This is a genomic window from Atopomonas sediminilitoris (assembly GCF_022601735.1).
GTDB lineage: Bacteria > Pseudomonadota > Gammaproteobacteria > Pseudomonadales > Pseudomonadaceae > Atopomonas > Atopomonas sediminilitoris.
Window position 1 is genome coordinate 348,320 of the sequence record NZ_JAKUMM010000002.1, and the last position, 15,115, is coordinate 363,434.

19 protein-coding genes are annotated in these 15,115 nt (G+C 60.6%); 3 read left to right on the plus strand and 16 right to left on the minus strand.

Annotated features, from left to right (window positions below; genetic code table 11):
- Positions 1–11: 11 nt before the first annotated feature.
- The gene (locus MKI83_RS04090; RefSeq protein WP_241583550.1) at positions 12–1,625 is read right to left on the minus strand and encodes an FAD-dependent oxidoreductase; all 1,614 of its coding nucleotides are present in this window, start codon (positions 1,623–1,625) and stop codon (positions 12–14) included.
- A 188-nt stretch (positions 1,626–1,813) separates the two neighbouring features.
- Between MKI83_RS04090 and MKI83_RS04095 the strand changes: the two genes are divergently transcribed.
- Together MKI83_RS04095 and MKI83_RS04100 are read left to right on the plus strand one after the other, a co-directional pair.
- On the plus strand, positions 1,814–2,821 hold the full coding sequence (locus MKI83_RS04095; protein WP_241583551.1) for an AraC family transcriptional regulator ligand-binding domain-containing protein: 1,008 nt from the start codon (positions 1,814–1,816) through the stop codon (positions 2,819–2,821).
- Between the two features lie 63 nt (positions 2,822–2,884).
- Complete coding sequence (locus tag MKI83_RS04100) at positions 2,885–3,295, plus strand: ribonucleotide reductase subunit alpha (protein WP_241583552.1); 411 nt, start codon at positions 2,885–2,887, stop codon at positions 3,293–3,295.
- An 8-nt stretch (positions 3,296–3,303) separates the two neighbouring features.
- Here MKI83_RS04100 and MKI83_RS04105 read toward each other — a convergent pair whose 3' ends face one another.
- The 7 genes from MKI83_RS04105 to MKI83_RS04135 form a co-directional block, all read right to left on the minus strand.
- Complete coding sequence (locus MKI83_RS04105; RefSeq protein WP_241583553.1) at positions 3,304–3,663, minus strand: SirB2 family protein; 360 nt, start codon at positions 3,661–3,663, stop codon at positions 3,304–3,306.
- 106 nt (positions 3,664–3,769) lie between these two features.
- Positions 3,770–4,450, minus strand: a complete 681-nt coding sequence (locus tag MKI83_RS04110; protein WP_241583554.1) for an OmpW/AlkL family protein — start codon at positions 4,448–4,450, stop codon at positions 3,770–3,772.
- A gap of 96 nt (positions 4,451–4,546) precedes the next feature.
- Entirely contained in the window at positions 4,547–5,080 is a 534-nt protein-coding gene (locus MKI83_RS04115; RefSeq protein ID WP_241583556.1) for a DUF3299 domain-containing protein, read from the minus strand.
- A 95-nt stretch (positions 5,081–5,175) separates the two neighbouring features.
- A complete protein-coding gene (locus MKI83_RS04120; RefSeq protein WP_241583557.1) occupies positions 5,176–6,441 on the minus strand; it encodes an ABC transporter permease in 1,266 nt (421 codons plus the stop codon).
- Positions 6,432–7,139 (minus strand): ABC transporter ATP-binding protein, encoded by a 708-nt coding sequence (locus tag MKI83_RS04125; RefSeq protein WP_241583558.1) that lies wholly within the window; start codon positions 7,137–7,139, stop codon positions 6,432–6,434. Before MKI83_RS04125 ends, MKI83_RS04120 begins: the two co-directional genes overlap by 10 nt.
- 30 nt (positions 7,140–7,169) lie before the next feature.
- Positions 7,170–7,802, minus strand: coding sequence for a DUF2796 domain-containing protein (locus MKI83_RS04130; protein ID WP_241583559.1), 633 nt, complete (start codon positions 7,800–7,802; stop codon positions 7,170–7,172).
- Between the two features lie 32 nt (positions 7,803–7,834).
- Positions 7,835–8,128 (minus strand): hypothetical protein, encoded by a 294-nt coding sequence (locus MKI83_RS04135; protein WP_241583560.1) that lies wholly within the window; start codon positions 8,126–8,128, stop codon positions 7,835–7,837.
- 177 nt (positions 8,129–8,305) lie between these two features.
- On the opposite strand from MKI83_RS04135, the gene MKI83_RS04140 reads away from it, so the two are divergent.
- Positions 8,306–8,689: a hypothetical protein gene (locus tag MKI83_RS04140; protein WP_241583561.1), complete on the plus strand. Its 384-nt coding sequence runs from the start codon at positions 8,306–8,308 to the stop codon at positions 8,687–8,689.
- Position 8,690: 1 nt separating this feature from the next.
- On the opposite strand, the gene MKI83_RS04145 is transcribed toward MKI83_RS04140, so the two are convergent.
- The 8 genes from MKI83_RS04145 to pmcY all read right to left on the minus strand — a co-directional run bounded on the left by MKI83_RS04145 (position 8,691) and on the right by pmcY (position 15,086).
- A complete protein-coding gene (locus MKI83_RS04145) occupies positions 8,691–9,752 on the minus strand; it encodes an AraC family transcriptional regulator (protein ID WP_241583562.1) in 1,062 nt (353 codons plus the stop codon).
- A gap of 377 nt (positions 9,753–10,129) precedes the next feature.
- Positions 10,130–11,008 (minus strand): thioredoxin, encoded by an 879-nt coding sequence (trxA, locus tag MKI83_RS04150; protein WP_241583564.1) that lies wholly within the window; start codon positions 11,006–11,008, stop codon positions 10,130–10,132.
- A 57-nt stretch (positions 11,009–11,065) separates the two neighbouring features.
- Positions 11,066–11,734 (minus strand): class I SAM-dependent methyltransferase, encoded by a 669-nt coding sequence (locus tag MKI83_RS04155; protein ID WP_241583566.1) that lies wholly within the window; start codon positions 11,732–11,734, stop codon positions 11,066–11,068.
- Positions 11,734–12,189, minus strand: a complete 456-nt coding sequence (locus MKI83_RS04160) for a hypothetical protein (protein WP_241583568.1) — start codon at positions 12,187–12,189, stop codon at positions 11,734–11,736. The genes MKI83_RS04155 and MKI83_RS04160 overlap by 1 nt, the downstream gene beginning before the upstream one ends.
- Positions 12,190–12,306: 117 nt before the next feature.
- Complete coding sequence (locus MKI83_RS04165; protein WP_241583570.1) at positions 12,307–13,065, minus strand: sulfite exporter TauE/SafE family protein; 759 nt, start codon at positions 13,063–13,065, stop codon at positions 12,307–12,309.
- A 61-nt stretch (positions 13,066–13,126) separates the two neighbouring features.
- Positions 13,127–13,549, minus strand: a complete 423-nt coding sequence (locus MKI83_RS04170; RefSeq protein WP_241583571.1) for an MAPEG family protein — start codon at positions 13,547–13,549, stop codon at positions 13,127–13,129.
- A 48-nt stretch (positions 13,550–13,597) separates the two neighbouring features.
- On the minus strand, positions 13,598–14,512 hold the full coding sequence (locus MKI83_RS04175) for a cation diffusion facilitator family transporter (protein ID WP_241583573.1): 915 nt from the start codon (positions 14,510–14,512) through the stop codon (positions 13,598–13,600).
- A gap of 157 nt (positions 14,513–14,669) precedes the next feature.
- Complete coding sequence (pmcY, locus tag MKI83_RS04180) at positions 14,670–15,086, minus strand: periplasmic Zn2+ metallochaperone PmcY (protein ID WP_241583575.1); 417 nt, start codon at positions 15,084–15,086, stop codon at positions 14,670–14,672.
- Between the last annotated feature and the right edge of the window lie 29 nt (positions 15,087–15,115).

The following is a 15,115-nucleotide window of genomic DNA, read 5'->3' on the forward strand; positions in this document are numbered from 1 at the left end:
GTGGGTATGAACTAGCCGCCGGTGGCAATGCACTGAGCAGCACGGCGCGCGGTAAAAATGCAGTTGCTAAGGAAGGTGCCTTCGAGCGAGCGCCGTCCGCTGATACCGCCGCCGCCAAAGCCAGCTGCCTCGCCGCAGGCGTACAAGCCGGGGACGGGTTGGTTGGCGGCGTTAAGCACGCGCGAACTCAAGTCGGTGAGCATGCCGCCCATGCTTTTACGGCTGATCACGCGTGTGCGGATGGCGATCAAAGGGCCGGCAGCGGGCGCGTTGATTGACTGAAAGTGGCAGGTGCGCATGCGCTCGCTGCGCCATTGGCGTAGCTGCTGGATACGCCGTAGCTGCTCGTCGTTGTGCAGTGCTGGGCCGCGGGCGATTTGGGCGTCGTAACGGGCGACGGCGGCCTGTAGCTGCTCGGGCTGCAGGCGATTATCGGCACACAGCGTGCGCATCTTGCGCGCCAGCTCGCTGAGGTCGTGGGCGTGTATGACGTCAGGGCAGTGCTGCATCAGCCAGCGTGTTTGTGCGCGATTGCCGCGCAGCAGTTGCCAAGCCAAGGCCAATAAGCGCCGATCACGAAACAGTGGGTTGCTGTCAGTGCCGCTGATGGCCAGCTCGCGGTCGGCAATGCGGGCATTGAGCAGCAGCCAGCCGTATTGCCCGGGCAAGTGTCCGATCTGTTTGCACAGATCGTGCGTATCGAAGCCGCTGACCAAGGGCATAGGGCCAATACGTTGCCCGCTGGCGTCGAGCCATAAGGCCGAGCGGGGCGGAATCAAACTCAGCCCGTGACGTTCAAATTCGGGGTTAGGGTGAGCAATGCCGGCGGCGTAATTCCACATGTGGCCCAAATTGCAGACTTGTCCGCCGAGGCCGTCAACCATGTCGTGGAGTGCGCCATCGGCGCGCGCAAACGTGCCGTTGAGGATGTTCTCGGGGTAGGCGCCATAGCAGTCCTGATCCCAGTGTTGACGCACCTTGGCGAGATTGCCGTTGATGCCGCCGCCGCAAATCACCGTGTGCTCGGCGTGTACGCTGAAGGCTTGGCCTTGGTGCTGGCCGCAACAACCGCTCACGCGACCGTCGTGGCTGAGTAATTGGCTCACCTGGTGTTGCTCAAGGCAGCGCAGCAAGTGGGCGTTGCGGTGTTCACGTAAGCGGCGCAACAAGGTTTGCGCCACGCCACGGCCACACCCCCAGGCGATGTGATAACGCGGTAGCGAGTTGCCGTCGCCGTGATTGCCCCGCTCAACCCATTGCACTGCCGGCACAAAGCGAATGCCTTGCTGGCTGAGCCAGTCATAAATGTCGCGGCGGTTGTATTCGCTGTACGCCTTGGCCCAGCTTAGCCCCCATTGCTCGTGGGGCTGAAAGGCAGCCGCCTGCTGCCAGTCATGGAAAAACAACTCGGCGCTGTCGCGAATACCTTGGCGGCGCTGCTCGGGGGTTTCGCTCAGCAACATGCCGCCGAAAGCATCATTCGCTTGGCCGCCCCATTGGGCAAAGGCGGCGCGGTCTAACAGGGTCACTGCGCGGCCTTGTTGCAGTAGCTCCAAGGCCGTACACAGGCCGGCAAGGCCCGCGCCGATGACCAGTGTTTCGCACTTGATTGAAGGAGTCGCCATGGGTCGAACACCTGCGCTAAAAGACGCCTCTAATCTAGAGCGAGCCAGGTTCACGCGGCCTGACCGTTTGCGAGTGCTGGGCTGACCGTTTGCGAGTTTTGCGGCAAGTGTGCGCATCTTGACGCGCGTCAGCATGCTTGGCGTGCAGCTGGGTCAACATGCGCTCACTGAGCAAAAGGTGAGCGGGCATGACGCAAATCGCGCGCAGCGCTGTGTTGGTAGGGTTTGAAGACCTATGCCGCCAATGCGGGGTCAACCCGCATCAGTTGTTGCTGCGTTGCGGTTTAGACCCGCTGTTGTTGCGCCGTGAAGATCTGTATCTGCCTTATGCCCGCTTTGCTGAACTGCTGAATTTGGCCAGTGCGCAAAGCGGCTGTGTGACCTTTGGGCTGCGCTTAAGCGAGTACCACGACTACCTGGTGCTGGGGCCGTTTGGCTTGTTGTTATCACAAGCGGCGAGCATGGCCGATGTGCTGCGTTTGGCGCAGCAATATGTGCACTTGCATGCGCAAGGTATTAGCTTGAGCGCGCACCCGTGCAGCCAAGGTTTGCAGGTCGATTACCAACTGAATCTGGCCACCGCACAGCCGTTACGCCAGTTGCTTGAGCTGGGTATTGGCGTGGTGCAACGCTCGATGAGTAGCTTGTTTCAGCAGCAATGGCAGCCGCAGCGGGTGTTGTTTGAGCATGCGTGTGTCGGTGAGCGGGATGAGTACGCGCGGCTGTTTAACTGCCCTGTGCTGTTTGAGCAAAGCTGCAGTGGCTTCGTGATGCCGGCGCAAGCGCTGGCGCTGAAACCGATTGAACAACGCCAAGTGCTGAGTGATTACCTGCTGGCGCGGTTTGGTGCGCAACGCCCCGCGTTGAGTTTGGCGCAGCAAATTGCGCTGATATTGCAGTCGATTCTGCCCACCGGCGAGGCCACGTTAACCGTGGTGGCGCGCTTGCTTGATCGGCATCCGCGCTGTGTGCAACAGGCCTTGCAGGCGCAAGGGTTGAGTTTTCGGCAGTTGCTGGCGCAGGTGCGCTTTGCCGAAGCGCAGCAACAATTGCAGTTATCGGCCCAGAGCATTACCGATTTGGCGTTGAACTTAGGGTATGCCGACGAAACCGCTTTTTCGCGGGCGTTTCGTCGTTGGAGTGGTCAGTCGCCGCAGCAATGGCGCGATCGGGCACGGGTAGCAAGTACGTCTTAGGACATAGGGGCCTGCCGCCGTGGCAGGCTGCAGTGCACAGTTAGGGTGATTGAGGAGTTGGTTATGGCACGTAATATTGTTGAATTTGCTGATCTTTTACAGGCCGCCCAAGGCCAAGCAGAACCCCAGCGCTTGTTGATGGTGTTTGTCGCCGCGGAGCTGCCGGATGATGCCACCGAGGAGGAGAAGCAAGCCTTCGCCTGTGGTGAAGGCGGTGCGTTAGCGCCGGTGTTGTGTGTGGACAAATGTCCTGAAGAGATCGCCGATTTTGCCGCGCTGGTCGCGGAAGCGGCGCTGACGGGCAAAGCCTGGGACTTGCTGTTTGCCGCAGGGCTGTCGGGGCGCGGGGGGATTGCGCCCAACAGTGATGAAGCCGAGCAACCATTGAAAATGATGGTTGGCGCGATTCAAAGTGGCAGCATTGGCAACTTCTTAGCCTTTGACCGGCAAGGGCAGGTGGTGAGCTTTAACTAAGCGCGTAGTTAAAACGGCTTTAAGCGAGCCAAGGCCAGCATGCCGACAAAACTGCTCAGGGCTAAGGCGCTGAGCAGTAACTTGCAAGCGCTTGGGCGTTGGCGCAACGCCAAGGCTGCCAGCACGATATAGACCAGCAGTAAGCCCAGTTTTACCCCCAGCCACAGCGGCACTTGCCAGTGCCAAAACACCGCCAACAAGTACAGCGCACTGCCGAGCAGAACGGTGTCGTTGATGTGCGGCACGACCTTCCAAACTTTGCCCAACGGCGTGTGCGGACGCCACACTTGCAGCGCTAAGCGGCTGACCAACAGGATCAGGCTGGTCAGGGCTAAGGTCATGTGTAAGTGTTTGACGATCAAATACATGGCGCGCTCGTTGGCTAGTCTGGCGGAATAAAAAAGGCGCCTTATCAAGGCGCCTAGGTGCTGGGCCTAAACCCTAGCAGGGAGTGTAACCGTTGCTGGCTCAGGCTTAAAACTTGTAGCCCAGACCGACCATGTAAACCCATGGGTCAACATCGACGTCGACTTTCACTTTGCCCAGTGCCGTGTCTGCGGTGGCTTCGGTTTCAATGTCGATATAACGCACTTGGGCGTTGAGCATGACGTTGTCGGTCAGCATGTAGTCCATGCCTACTTGAGCGGCTAAGCCCCATGAGTTTTCCAGCTCAAGGTTGCTGAAGCTCGCGGCGCGGGCTTCGCTGGAGAGCGACTCATCAAAGAAAACGGTGTAGTTAATGCCCAAGCCAACATAAGGCTGGAAGGCCGAGTTGTTATCCAGCGGGTAGTACAGCGCGCTCAACGTCGGCGGCAATTGCTTGATGCTGCCCAGATCGCCACTGGGTACTAAAGAGTTCACTGTGCTGCCTTTAACGCCCACGTTGTGCTCAAACGGGGTGGCGGCCAGTAATTCGATACCAACGTTGTCGGTGACCATGTAGGCGAAGTTCAAACCCAGCTGCGTATCGCTATCGAGGTTGGCTTTTTCGCCGTTTAGGTTGCTGCCGCCCACGCTGATGTCGCTGCTGCTTTCGTTCGGGTCAACGGTAATCGCACCGGCGCGGACGATGATGTCACCGGCTTGATAAGCCGCAGCAAAGGGGGCTGCGATGGCTAGGGTAAGGGCTGAAACAGCCAGTAACGTCGTGCGCATAAGAGGCTCCAAAGTTCCGTGTGAAGATTTTGGGGCCATCTTAGGGCGCTCAGCTTAGCGATTATTGACTTGGCTCAAGGTTACGGCTTGTAACACTTACATTTCGTAGGGATAAATTTTCGCTTTCAATACTTGGTAGCCGGCTTCGGCCAGCTCACTGCTGCTGCTCTTGGCGTGAATCTGTCCTTCGATCCAGAAAGGCTGATACAGCGCTTCCATATCCACAGGGTTGCCGGCGGTGATGTAGACGATTTGATTGGACGGCGGCGGTGGCACATGGATGCAGGCGCCAAAGTAGGGCACTAACAAAAACTCTTCGGCTTGGCCTTCTTCGTTGTAAGCCAGCGGCACCAGGTAGCCCGGCAGCTTGATGGTTTGACCGTTTAAAGCCGCTACCACTGGCGCGCTGGGTGAGGCCTGCTTGGCCGGCGGCGCTTGCTCGGCGGCCAAGGTGTCGGCTAATTGCGATAAGTCATGCATGGCCATCGGCTGCTGGGGCGCCGGCATGGCTCCTTCGGGGATGAGTTCGGACCACGTCAGCTCGCGCGCCTCGTTGGCCAAGGCGGTGCCCACCAGTGCAACAAGGCAGGTGGTGATGCAGCACAGCAGTGCGTTAGTGAAGGGGTGCATGACAAACCTCAACAGCCCAAGCCGGCGCAGCGCCGCTTGGGAAGACCGAATAATTGCAGCGCTGCTGCACAGTAGCGCTGGAGTGTGCCAGAGCTTTACACACGAATCGACAAACCATCGCTCAGCGACTGCCGATAAGCGCGCCACGCCGGGACAATGCTGATGACTAAGGCAGCGAGCAAGATGCCGCCCAGCAGGCTCAGTTCGTACCAAGTCGGTGCGCTCAACGGCAGATAAATACCGTACAGGCTGAGCACCGGCTCGCGCGCGATGAGCAAGCCCGCGTAGAGCAACGCCACACCGAGCAGCAGCCCCAGCAGGGTCAGGGTCAGTGATTCGAGCACCAACAGCAGCGCCACATGCCAAGGCCTTGCGCCTACCGAGCGTAAAATCGCCATCTCGCGGCGGCGCTCATTGAGGCTGGTAAGAATGGCGGTCAGCATGCCGATCAAGCCGGTCAGCACCACAAACAAAGACACCACAAACAGGGCTTTTTCCGCCGTGCCCATCAAGCTCCACAGCTCTTGCAGAGCCACGCCTGGCAATATCGCAAGCAAGGGTTCGCCGCTGTATTCGTTGATTTCGCGCTGCACGCGGAAGCTGGCAATGCGGCTGTTTAGCCCCAGTAGCATGGCGGTGATGGCTTTGGGTTGCAGGGCCATCTCCCGCGCTTGCTCGGCGCTGATTTTGCCGTTGCCGTAGGCGGGCATGCCGTTTTGCCAGTCGATGTGCAGCGCCTCAATTCCCGCGAGGGAGATATGCAGCGTGCGATCCACCGGGGTGGCGGTGGGCTTAAGAATGCCGACCACCTTGAACGGTTTGTCGTCGTGTTTTTGCAGCGTGACCTTGGCCACACCGTGGGCCAAGACTATCTCGTCATTGAGCTGATAGCCCAGCTTGCGTGCCACTTCGGCGCCGAGCACCACTTCAAACAGGTCCTCGCCGAAGGGCCGGCCCTTGGCCAGTTCGAGCGCTTGTTTGCGTCCGTATTGGTAGTGCTCGAAGTAGGCCGCGCTGGTGCCCAGCACCCGATAGCCGCGGTGCGAGTCGCCCAGTGATAGCGGGATCGCCCACTTCACCTGCGGGTGTTCGGCAAAGTGTTGGTAGCTCGACCAGCGGATGTTGTTGGTGGCGTTGCCGATGCGAAAGACCGAGTACAACAACAAATTCACGCTGCCCGAGCGTGCGCCGACGATCAGGTCGGTGCTGGAAATGGTGTTGGCAAAGCTCATGCGCGCTTCAACACGGACGCGCTCCACCGCTAACAGCAAGGTGGCCGATAAGGCGATGGCGAAGACCGTGAGCAGGGCGGTGAAACGGCGATTGCGCAGGCTGGCCAGCGCTAGGCGGATCAGATGCATGCGGGGGCTCCTGCGGCGCGGTTAAGTTCAGCCAGATCGACCACGCGATCAAACAAAGGGGCCAAACTCTGGTCGTGGCTAACAAACAGCAAGCTGGCCCCGGCGCCGCTACATTCGGCAAACAACAGGCGGATAAACGCCTCGCGGCTGTCGTAATCCAGTGCCGAGGTGGGCTCGTCGGCAATGATCAGTTCGGGGCTACCGATCAGTGCGCGGGCCGCGGCCACACGTTGCTGTTGGCCGATAGACAACTCATCGGCGCGGCGACTGTGCAGGCTACTGGGCAAGCCGAGCTGTTCGAGCAAGTGACGCGCGGCCTGTTCTAACGAGCCATAGCGCTCGCTGGCGCGGGCAGCGCGACGTTTGGAGAAGCGGCACGGCAGCAACACGTTGCTGGTGATGTCGAGAAACGGCAAAAGGTTGAACTGTTGGAACAGGTAGCCCATGTGGTCGGCACGAAAGTGATCGCGCGCCGCCGCCGAGAGACTGCTCAAGGTGTTGCCGTTGGTCACCAACTGGCCTTGCTGCGGTAGCTGAATGCCACCGAGCAAGGCCAATAGGGTGGTTTTGCCGCTGCCGGAGGGGCCTTTGAGGAACAAGCGCTCACCGCGAGTCAGAGAAAACTGCGGGATGTCCAACAGTAACGCCTGGTTGGGCCAGGCGAATTGCAGGTCGGTTAGGCTGAGAACGTGGCTCATTGGCCGCTCCTTAGCAGGCGATGGGCGAGGTTAGTGCAAATGCAGCGTCGGTTGCTTGGCGCTCAGGCTGGCGCCGGACTGCCCGTGCTCACTGAGGTGTTGCACGTCGAGCTTGCTGAGCTGTGCAAACTGCTCGAACAGGCCAAAGCGTAAGGTCTCCAGTGCTGCCGGTTGCGAGCAGGTTAGGCGGTAGTGCGCGGCAATATCGTTGTGGGTTTCAGTCTCGGCGGCATGCTCGCTGTCATCATGGTCATCATGGTCATCATGGTCATCATGGTCATCGTCATGCTTGGCGCTGAACAGGGCGCTCTCGATGTGCTGTTCGTCCACGCGGCAGCCTGCGGTTTCGGGAATGCCAAACAGCGCGAGTGGTTGGCTTAGCGCGGCTTTGGCTTGCTCGATGGCCGTGTGTTGTTCGGCGGTGCGCGGCGCATGCTCGAAGCCGATCAGGTTGAAAGCAGGGCTGTGCAGTTCTAACTCAAGCGTGTTGCCGTCTAACGCCAGATTGAGCTTGGCGTGGCCGTGTTCGTGGCTGTCTAGGCTGCTGTTTTCGTGGCTGGCGTGCTCGTCGTGCTTGTGTTCGGCAGCGTGCAGGCTAAGGGGTAACAGGGCGGCCAGTACGGCAGCCAGAGCGGTGGGGCGAGCGGTCGGGATAAAGCGCATGGTGACATCCTCAAGCAAATGAAATGAGCGGGTTATAGCGGGAGGATGGCAGGTGGTGCGCGTGCCCAACGGCTAAGGCTGATTTGGCTGAAGTGAGTAGCGAACAGTGGCTGCGGGCTTGGCGCTGCGGCGACGAGAACCGAAGGTGCGCTGAGCTGGCCGACGGCGGCGTGCAATAGACTGGGTTGCAAGCACAGCGCGCAGTGGGCGTGTTCGCCGTCGTCATGTTGATGGCTGAGACGCTCTTGCCCTTGCCATAACGCCAACAGCACCAGCGCCAACAAGAGCGGCGTGAGCAAGCGACGGTGACGGGCAGCGAACAACATGACGTGGGTGACAACCTGTGCGGGTGAGTAGGGGTGGTTGTTATGTTGTAACAGTTAGGCGGGGGATTAAACCACAAGCAGGGCTTAATTGAGCTTTAAGTGTTGCGTAATAATGCGCGGGCTGACGCCGTCACTACCTTAGGACGGGCCTTAAGTCGGCGGCCAACAGGAGCACAGATGAAAATTAGCGGACGCATTGGTGAGCAGGTGGTGGACCTGACCGTAAGCCTTGAGCCTCATGAGTGGGTGCAGTTAGCACAGGCTGGCGTACAGCTGGCTCCTGCGTTGACTGCGCCGGCTGATCTCACGGTAACCACGGCCCCCGCCGCGAGTATGGCGGGCGTGGCCGCGTCGGCCCCCAGCGCCGATAAATTGCTGACGATGGCTTTGCAAGTTTTGGCGGCCCACGGCGCGTGCGATGGGCCGACCTTGCGGGGTGAGTTGCTGGCGCTGGCCGGCAGCGAAGTGGCGGCCAAGCGCTTGCTGGTGAAGTTGCGTCACCATCCACAGGTGACCTTGGAAGAGCACCAAGCGGCACCGGTGTACCGCTGGCGTGGCTGAGTTAGCGCTTCCAGCCTTGTTGTTGGCGGTACTCCTGCGCTGAGGCGCCGGTCCATTGGCGAAACGCATGCGAAAAGCTGCTGTGCTCGGCGTAACCCAGCAGCTGAGCAATCTCAAAAATACTCATGCTCGATTCGCGCAGATAAAACAGCGCCAGCTCGTGGCGCACTTGATCGAGAACCGCCTGATAGCTGGTGTCCTCGGCGCTTAAGCGGCGGCGTAAGGTGCGCTCGCTCATGGCCAGTTCGCGGGCGATCTTTTGAATGTTGGGCGCTTCGCGCGGCAGCAACGACTGCAGTAAGCGCGCCACTTGGCGCGTGGTCACCCCCGGTTGACTGAGGCTGCTGACAATGGCTTCGGCCTTGGTGCGCATCAAGCGGTTCAGCTCGGGGTCGTGCTGATTGAGCGGCATCGCCAGCTGAAAATGTGGAAACACCAGGGCATTGATCGCCGCATCAAAGTGCATCGGCACGTCATCAAACAGGCGACGGTACTCGGTTAGCTCGGCGGGTCTGGGGTGGGCGAAATGCAGCTCGGTAATAAAGCCGCGCTGGCCGGTGATCCAGCGACCAAAGCTCACCCACGAGCTGACGATGGCCTCCTGCAGCGGGCGCAGCGGCTCGCCCATGGTGCAGTTAGAGCGCCAACTGAGTGTGGCTTGTTCGCCATCGGTGGCAAACAGGGTGCGACCAAAGTTCTCCATCACATCGTCGTAACGTGGGATCAGCTGCACGGCGTCTTCCAGCGTGGCGCAGCTCATCGCGGCATAGCCCAGCGCATTAAAAGCGGCGGGGCGAACTTGCTCGCCGAGGTGCAGGCCAAAGAACGGGTCTTTGAGTTCGTCCATAGCGGCGGCTAACAACACGAGGGTGTGCCGTTTGCTGACGCGATCGACGGGGTTGCGCAACGCTTGGGCATCGAGCCCGGCGGCGCTGAGTAAGCTACTTTGCCGTGCGCCAAACTGTTGCGCGACGCTGAGTAGATTGTTGATCCATGCCACTGACAGATGCTCTTTGGCATCTTGCCCTTGGCCTGTGATGACAAGCGGTTGGCCGCTTTCCATGAGGTTGTCCCCGCGGTGCACTCTTATGATTATTAGCCATGCCGGTCGATGTCGGAGCGCCCGGGAGCTGCCCTGTGAAAGACGCGTGCGTTTGGCGCAGGTCCACGAGAGTTTGGATGCCTCTCGTGCAGTTTGAACCTGATGTTCCATGAGCTGGCGCACGGCACTTTGCGACAGCGACTCCTACTTCTGTTATTTCGGGCCGCCTTAGGGTGGCCCGTTTTTTTTGCCTAGCAAAACACACACGGCGACCTTCATCCCTGAAGATCGCCGCGCTGGTCGGGTCTGATCTACGTCATCCGCCGACCCCTGCCCGAGGGCGCAAGCTAGCAAAGTAGCGCTGAGAGGGGTCTTGCATAGTTAAGGTTTTTTTGACGTCAGTAAAGTGCCTGATACAGCTTGCGCCGGTATTCACTGACCAGCGGATGGGCGTTGCCGAGCAAGTCGAACACTTGCAGCAAGGTTTTGTGCGGCAAACCGCCTTGGTAGTCGCGCTGTTGCGCAAAGAGCTGCAGCAGGCCCGTCAACGCTTCGGCATAGGCTTGTGCGGCCAGTTGATGCACGCACAGTTGGTAGCTGGCCTCGGCGTCTTGCGGGTTAGCGGCTAGGCGCGCTTGCAGGCTGGCGACGTCGGGCAGGTCGCGCTGTTGCCGTAAGAAGGTCAGTTGTGCACGCGCGCCGGCTAAGGCTTGCTTGTGTTCGTCACTCTTGACGCTGTCGAGCACCGCGCTGGCGTCGTCCAGTTCGCCGCGCTCGGCTAAGCAGCGGGCGAACAAGATCAGCCCGTCGGCATGGCTGGGTTCTTCGCCCAGCAGTTGCTTGAGCGCGGCCTCGGCTTGTTCGAGCTGGCCGTCGGCGTGCAGGGCGGTGGCGATGGCAAACAGGTCGGCGTCAGGGTCGCCATTGAGCGGCTCGGCGACATGCGGGGCAAGCATCTCGCGGATCGCTGATTCAGGCTGTGCACCGGCAAAGCCGTCTACCGGCTGGCCGTTTTTGAACAGCACCACGGTGGGCAGGCTGCGAATGCCAAAGCGCTGGGTCAGCTCGGCTTCGATGTCGCAGTTGACCTTGGCCAGCAGTAGCTCGCCTTGGTACGACTCGGCAATTTGCGCCAACAGAGGCATCAGCGCTTTGCAGGGCGCGCACCACTCGGCCCAGAAATCCACCAGCACGGGCTTGTGGAAGGAGTTTTCCAGTACCAGCTGATCAAACTCGCGGGTGCTGACATCAAAAATATACGGCGTGGCTTGATTCATCGCGGTGTTCCAAGACAAGGCAGGCGCGCATCTTAGCAAGCCTATTGGCGCTTGCGCTTACTCGGCGATGCTTTGATACAAGGTCACACGGCGAAACTCTTTCGGCTCGGCCAAGTCGGGCCAAGTGCTGGCCTCGGCCACGCTCAGGTGTTGGTAGCGTGGGTGGGCAAAATTCCGGATGCGCGAGTCGGCCAACAGCACGTCACGCCCGCGTTGCAGAAACGCATCCAGCAGCGGCAGATTTTCGCGGTCGTAGAGTACGTCAGCGACCAGGATGAGGTCGTAATCGCAGACCTCGCTAAAAAAGTCATCGCTGTAGCGCAGCTCAACACCATTGAGCGCAGCATTGGCGCGGCTGGCCTCAAGGGCCAGAGGGTCGAGATCGCAGGCGACCACCTCGCGCGCGCCGGCCAGTTTGGCGGCGATGCCGGCCACGGCCGAGCCGGCGCCAAAATCCAGCACCTTTTTACCGGCGACCACGTCGGGATGCTCGGCTAAATAGCGCGCTAAGACCAAGCCGCTGGCCCAGCAAAAACACCAGTAGGGCGGCTCACCCAAGATGCGCTCGGTTTCAGCGGGGCTAAACGCGCGTTGCATGTTGGCCGGATCAATCAGCCAGAGGCGCAAGTCTTCGCGGCCCGGCAGCGGGCTGGCGAGCAGTTGCGCGTCGCCGAGTAAGGCGCTGAGGGCGTTCTGCAGCGCCACGGGCGCGCTTGGGCTGGCCATTACGGCATGGCCTGCAAGGTCAGTATGGGTAATTGTGCTGGCAGCGGCTGGCTGATGTCGTGATGGGCAAAGGCCAACAGCTGGCTGTCGTGGCTAACCCGTGCGCGCAGTTGCAGGCGTACCCCGGGCGGCAAACGGCTGGGGTCGAGCGCGAGCTGGAAGGGGCTGTAGGGGTTGCCAAACCACTGCTCGCTATCGAGTGTCGCCACCGGACGACCGCGCTGGTCGAGCATCAAAATGGCCAGATCAATCTGTACCGGCTGGCTGCGATCCAGTGGCCCGCCTTGCAGCTGGCCGCGCAGGGCGTGCTGGGTCGGTGCGCTGATGCGCGGTTGCGGCTGGCTGAGCACCACCGGCGCCGTTGGCAGCGCTGCGGTTTGCGGGGCGCTGGAGCAAGCGCTTAAAGCGGCCAAGCACACTAGCGTTAAGCCAAAACAGCACGTGCGAGCAGACATAAGCCCCCCATTGGTCAGCAAAGTGGCGGCCTGTATACCGAATAAGCGCGGACTTGTTAAGCGCGAGTTAGCCGCTGGAGATCGATTGGCTCGCCGCCGCCATTCATGCAGTGGTTTTTAGGCGACGAGAAAGTAATACAGCGTCATCGCACTGCCCACGCTGATCACCCACACGCGCAGCCACTGCGGCGCCAGTCGATCAGCCAGCCGGCCACCCAGGTAGCCGCCCAGCACGGTGGCTCCTAGTAGCACGGCTAAATGGTGATAGCTGATGGCGCCAGCGGCGATAAACACCAAGCTTGCGACGCTGTAAATCACCGCTGAGAAGAGGTTTTTCAGCGCGCTGGCGCGTTGCACGTCATGGCCCTGCACGGCCAGTAGCGCCAGTTGCACAATGCCCATGCCCGCGCCAAAAAAGCCGCCATAAACCGCGCCGCTGGCATGCAAGGCCAGCCACGCGGGGCTGTTGTGTGCGCCGCTGACGGTACGTTGCTGCGATAAGCGCCGCAGCCACGGTGCGGCGGTAAACAGCAGCGTGGCCAGTAGCAGTAGCCACGGGATGAGCTGGCGAAAGAGCGCCTCGCCACTGAGGAGTAATAAGCCGCTACCCAGTACGCCGCCCAGTAAGGCCGCAGCCAGCAGTGGCCATAGTACCGCGACATGACTGCGCCAGTGTCGGCGGCCGGCCCACGCGCTGGCGATGCTGGCCGGCCACAGTGCCACCGCATTGGTGGCGTTGGCGCTAACCGCCGGCACCCCCACAGCCAGCAAGGCGGGGAAGGATAAAAAGGTGCCGCCGCCGGCCAGAGCATTCATCGCTCCGGCCGCGCCGCCGGCTAACAACAGCCAGGCTAAATCCACCAGCGATAGGCTCATGGTGTGCTCATCCGTTTAATCGCGTGCCTGATAGGAGGCGCTGACTATCCGGTGAAACGGCTTAGGCAAGCAAGCCGCTGAGCAGGCCGAGCCAGTACAGGGCGATGGCAACCTGCACGCCATAGGCGGCAAAACGCAGCCACACTGCTGCCGCGCTGGTGCTGGTCATGTGCACCACGCTTTGCAGCACGCGCGCCGCTAGCATCGCCCAAGCCAAGGGATCGGTCAGTGCCGTTTGCTGGGTGGCAATGGCGAACAGCAGGATGCCAGCTTGCATCGGCAGGTTTTCATAACAATTGGCGTGGGCGCGCACCAAGCGCTTGCCGAAGGCATCCGGCGTGTTACTGCCGTCGGCGGCAAAACCATTGACCGGCATTTTGCCGGTAAATACATAAAACGCGCGGTGATTGGCCATGATCAGCACGAGTAAAAGCGGCCAAGCACACAAGCTCAGTAACGCGAGAGCGGAAGGAGTTAAGGACATGAGGGGCACTCTGGTTGTTATGGGAGTGCTCTTTGTAGAGTAAATGCTCTAGTTTGGGCAAGCGCCATCGGTGGGGCGTTTGTTGACGGTAGCGCTGGGCGGGTCGGCGTGCAGAATCACTTGTGCCTGCGGGTAGGCGGCTTTGATCGCGGCTTCGACGGCATCGCACTGGCGGTGAGCCTGCTCAAGGTTGATGTCGCCGGCGAGTTCTAAATGTAACTGCACAAACCAATCGGGGCCGGCGGCGCGGGTGCGCAGATCATGGGCGCCAAAGACGCCTGGGGTGTTGTTGGCCAAGGTGAGGATGTGTTGGCGAATGGCGTCGTCGAGTTCTTCATCCATCAGCACGCGCACCGATTGGCGCACGATGCTCCACGCGCTGAACAAGATGTAGGCGGCGATGCTCAGGCCGGCGATGGGGTCGATCCAGACCCAGCCTTGGGTGCTGCCCCACAGGGCCAGCAAGATGCCGAGGTTGAGCAAGATATCCGAGCGATAGTGCAACGCATCTGCGGCAATGGCGGTGGACTGGGTGCGCTGATAAGCCACGCGCTGCAGGCTGACCAAGGCGAGGGTAAGGACGAGGCTGACGATGATCACCGCAATGGCAAGGTCGGTGGCGGGCAACGATTTGGGGTGCAACAGGCGATCAAACGCTTGCAGAGCCACCAATAACGAGCTGCCGGTGATGAACGCCGCTTGCGCCAGGCCGGCTAAGGCTTCGGCTTTGCCGTGGCCGAAGCGGTGTTCGCGGTCGGCGGGTTTCAGGGCGATTTGAATGGCGATCAAGTTCAGTAGCGAGGCCAGGCCATCCATCAGTGAGTCGGTTAAGCCAGCCAATAAGCTGACCGAGCCTGAGGCCAGCCATGCCCACGTCTTCAGGGCGATCAGCAGCAAGGCCACAGCCAAGGCGCTGCGGCTGGCGAGCTTGAGCCAAAAAGAGTAGTTAGCGCGTGCGGTCATGCGGCAACACCTGTGCGGCCAGCGGCTTAGTCATGTGCGCAGAATAGCGTATGGCCAAGGCTTGCTTGCTGATGATGGTCAAGCCCGCAGCGTACTCAGCGTACTCAGCGTGCCGGCATGGCCGTGCGGCGCGGTGCGCACGGCTACGCCTAGGATGTTACGCGGCCGGTGCCAAGCCATAGGCGGCCAGTTGCTCGGCGTTACCGCTGTGTTGCTGGAGGTTGGGGTGGTTGAGCGGCAGGTTTAACTCCAGCGCTTGCTGCAAAATCACTTGCAGCTTGGCCTCGTCGACACTGCCGTCGGCATTGAGCGCTGGGGCGAGGGTTTCGGGGCTGACGCTGTAGCGCGCATCGGGCAAATAGATCGCGCCGGTGGCAAAGTCCACGGCAAAGGCGATCAAGCCCGGTACCACATAAAACAAGATGCCGATGCCATCGAGAATGGCGATCGCAGGATCAATACGGCCCTCAATCTGGCCGCGACGCTCGGGGTAGAACAAGGTGCCGCACGCGCTTAATTGCGTCACCAAAGCGGCAGACAACACAGCGGCTACTAAAGGTTTAAGGGCGGGCATGAGGGCTCCTGTGGGGGTTAAAAAGTGCG

Bases quoted from the DNA above. Each gene is read 5' to 3' on its own strand.
- MKI83_RS04165 (WP_241583570.1), bottom strand. From the start codon at position 13,065: ATGAGCCTATCGCTGGTGGATTTAGCCTGGCTGTTGTTAGCCGGCGGC.
- MKI83_RS04145 (WP_241583562.1), bottom strand. From the start codon at position 9,752: ATGGAAAGCGGCCAACCGCTTGTCATCACAGGCCAAGGGCAAGATGCC.
- pmcY (WP_241583575.1), bottom strand. From the start codon at position 15,086: ATGCCCGCCCTTAAACCTTTAGTAGCCGCTGTGTTGTCTGCCGCTTTG.
- MKI83_RS04130 (WP_241583559.1), bottom strand. From the start codon at position 7,802: ATGCGCTTTATCCCGACCGCTCGCCCCACCGCTCTGGCTGCCGTACTG.
- MKI83_RS04095 (WP_241583551.1), top strand. From the start codon at position 1,814: ATGACGCAAATCGCGCGCAGCGCTGTGTTGGTAGGGTTTGAAGACCTA.
- MKI83_RS04125 (WP_241583558.1), bottom strand. From the start codon at position 7,139: ATGAGCCACGTTCTCAGCCTAACCGACCTGCAATTCGCCTGGCCCAAC.
- MKI83_RS04105 (WP_241583553.1), bottom strand. From the start codon at position 3,663: ATGTATTTGATCGTCAAACACTTACACATGACCTTAGCCCTGACCAGC.
- trxA (WP_241583564.1), bottom strand. From the start codon at position 11,008: ATGAATCAAGCCACGCCGTATATTTTTGATGTCAGCACCCGCGAGTTT.
- MKI83_RS04100 (WP_241583552.1), top strand. From the start codon at position 2,885: ATGGCACGTAATATTGTTGAATTTGCTGATCTTTTACAGGCCGCCCAA.
- MKI83_RS04135 (WP_241583560.1), bottom strand. From the start codon at position 8,128: ATGTTGTTCGCTGCCCGTCACCGTCGCTTGCTCACGCCGCTCTTGTTG.
- MKI83_RS04170 (WP_241583571.1), bottom strand. From the start codon at position 13,549: ATGTCCTTAACTCCTTCCGCTCTCGCGTTACTGAGCTTGTGTGCTTGG.
- MKI83_RS04090 (WP_241583550.1), bottom strand. From the start codon at position 1,625: ATGGCGACTCCTTCAATCAAGTGCGAAACACTGGTCATCGGCGCGGGC.
- MKI83_RS04155 (WP_241583566.1), bottom strand. From the start codon at position 11,734: ATGGCCAGCCCAAGCGCGCCCGTGGCGCTGCAGAACGCCCTCAGCGCC.
- MKI83_RS04120 (WP_241583557.1), bottom strand. From the start codon at position 6,441: ATGCATCTGATCCGCCTAGCGCTGGCCAGCCTGCGCAATCGCCGTTTC.
- MKI83_RS04175 (WP_241583573.1), bottom strand. From the start codon at position 14,512: ATGACCGCACGCGCTAACTACTCTTTTTGGCTCAAGCTCGCCAGCCGC.
- MKI83_RS04110 (WP_241583554.1), bottom strand. From the start codon at position 4,450: ATGCGCACGACGTTACTGGCTGTTTCAGCCCTTACCCTAGCCATCGCA.
- MKI83_RS04115 (WP_241583556.1), bottom strand. From the start codon at position 5,080: ATGCACCCCTTCACTAACGCACTGCTGTGCTGCATCACCACCTGCCTT.
- MKI83_RS04160 (WP_241583568.1), bottom strand. From the start codon at position 12,189: ATGTCTGCTCGCACGTGCTGTTTTGGCTTAACGCTAGTGTGCTTGGCC.
- MKI83_RS04140 (WP_241583561.1), top strand. From the start codon at position 8,306: ATGAAAATTAGCGGACGCATTGGTGAGCAGGTGGTGGACCTGACCGTA.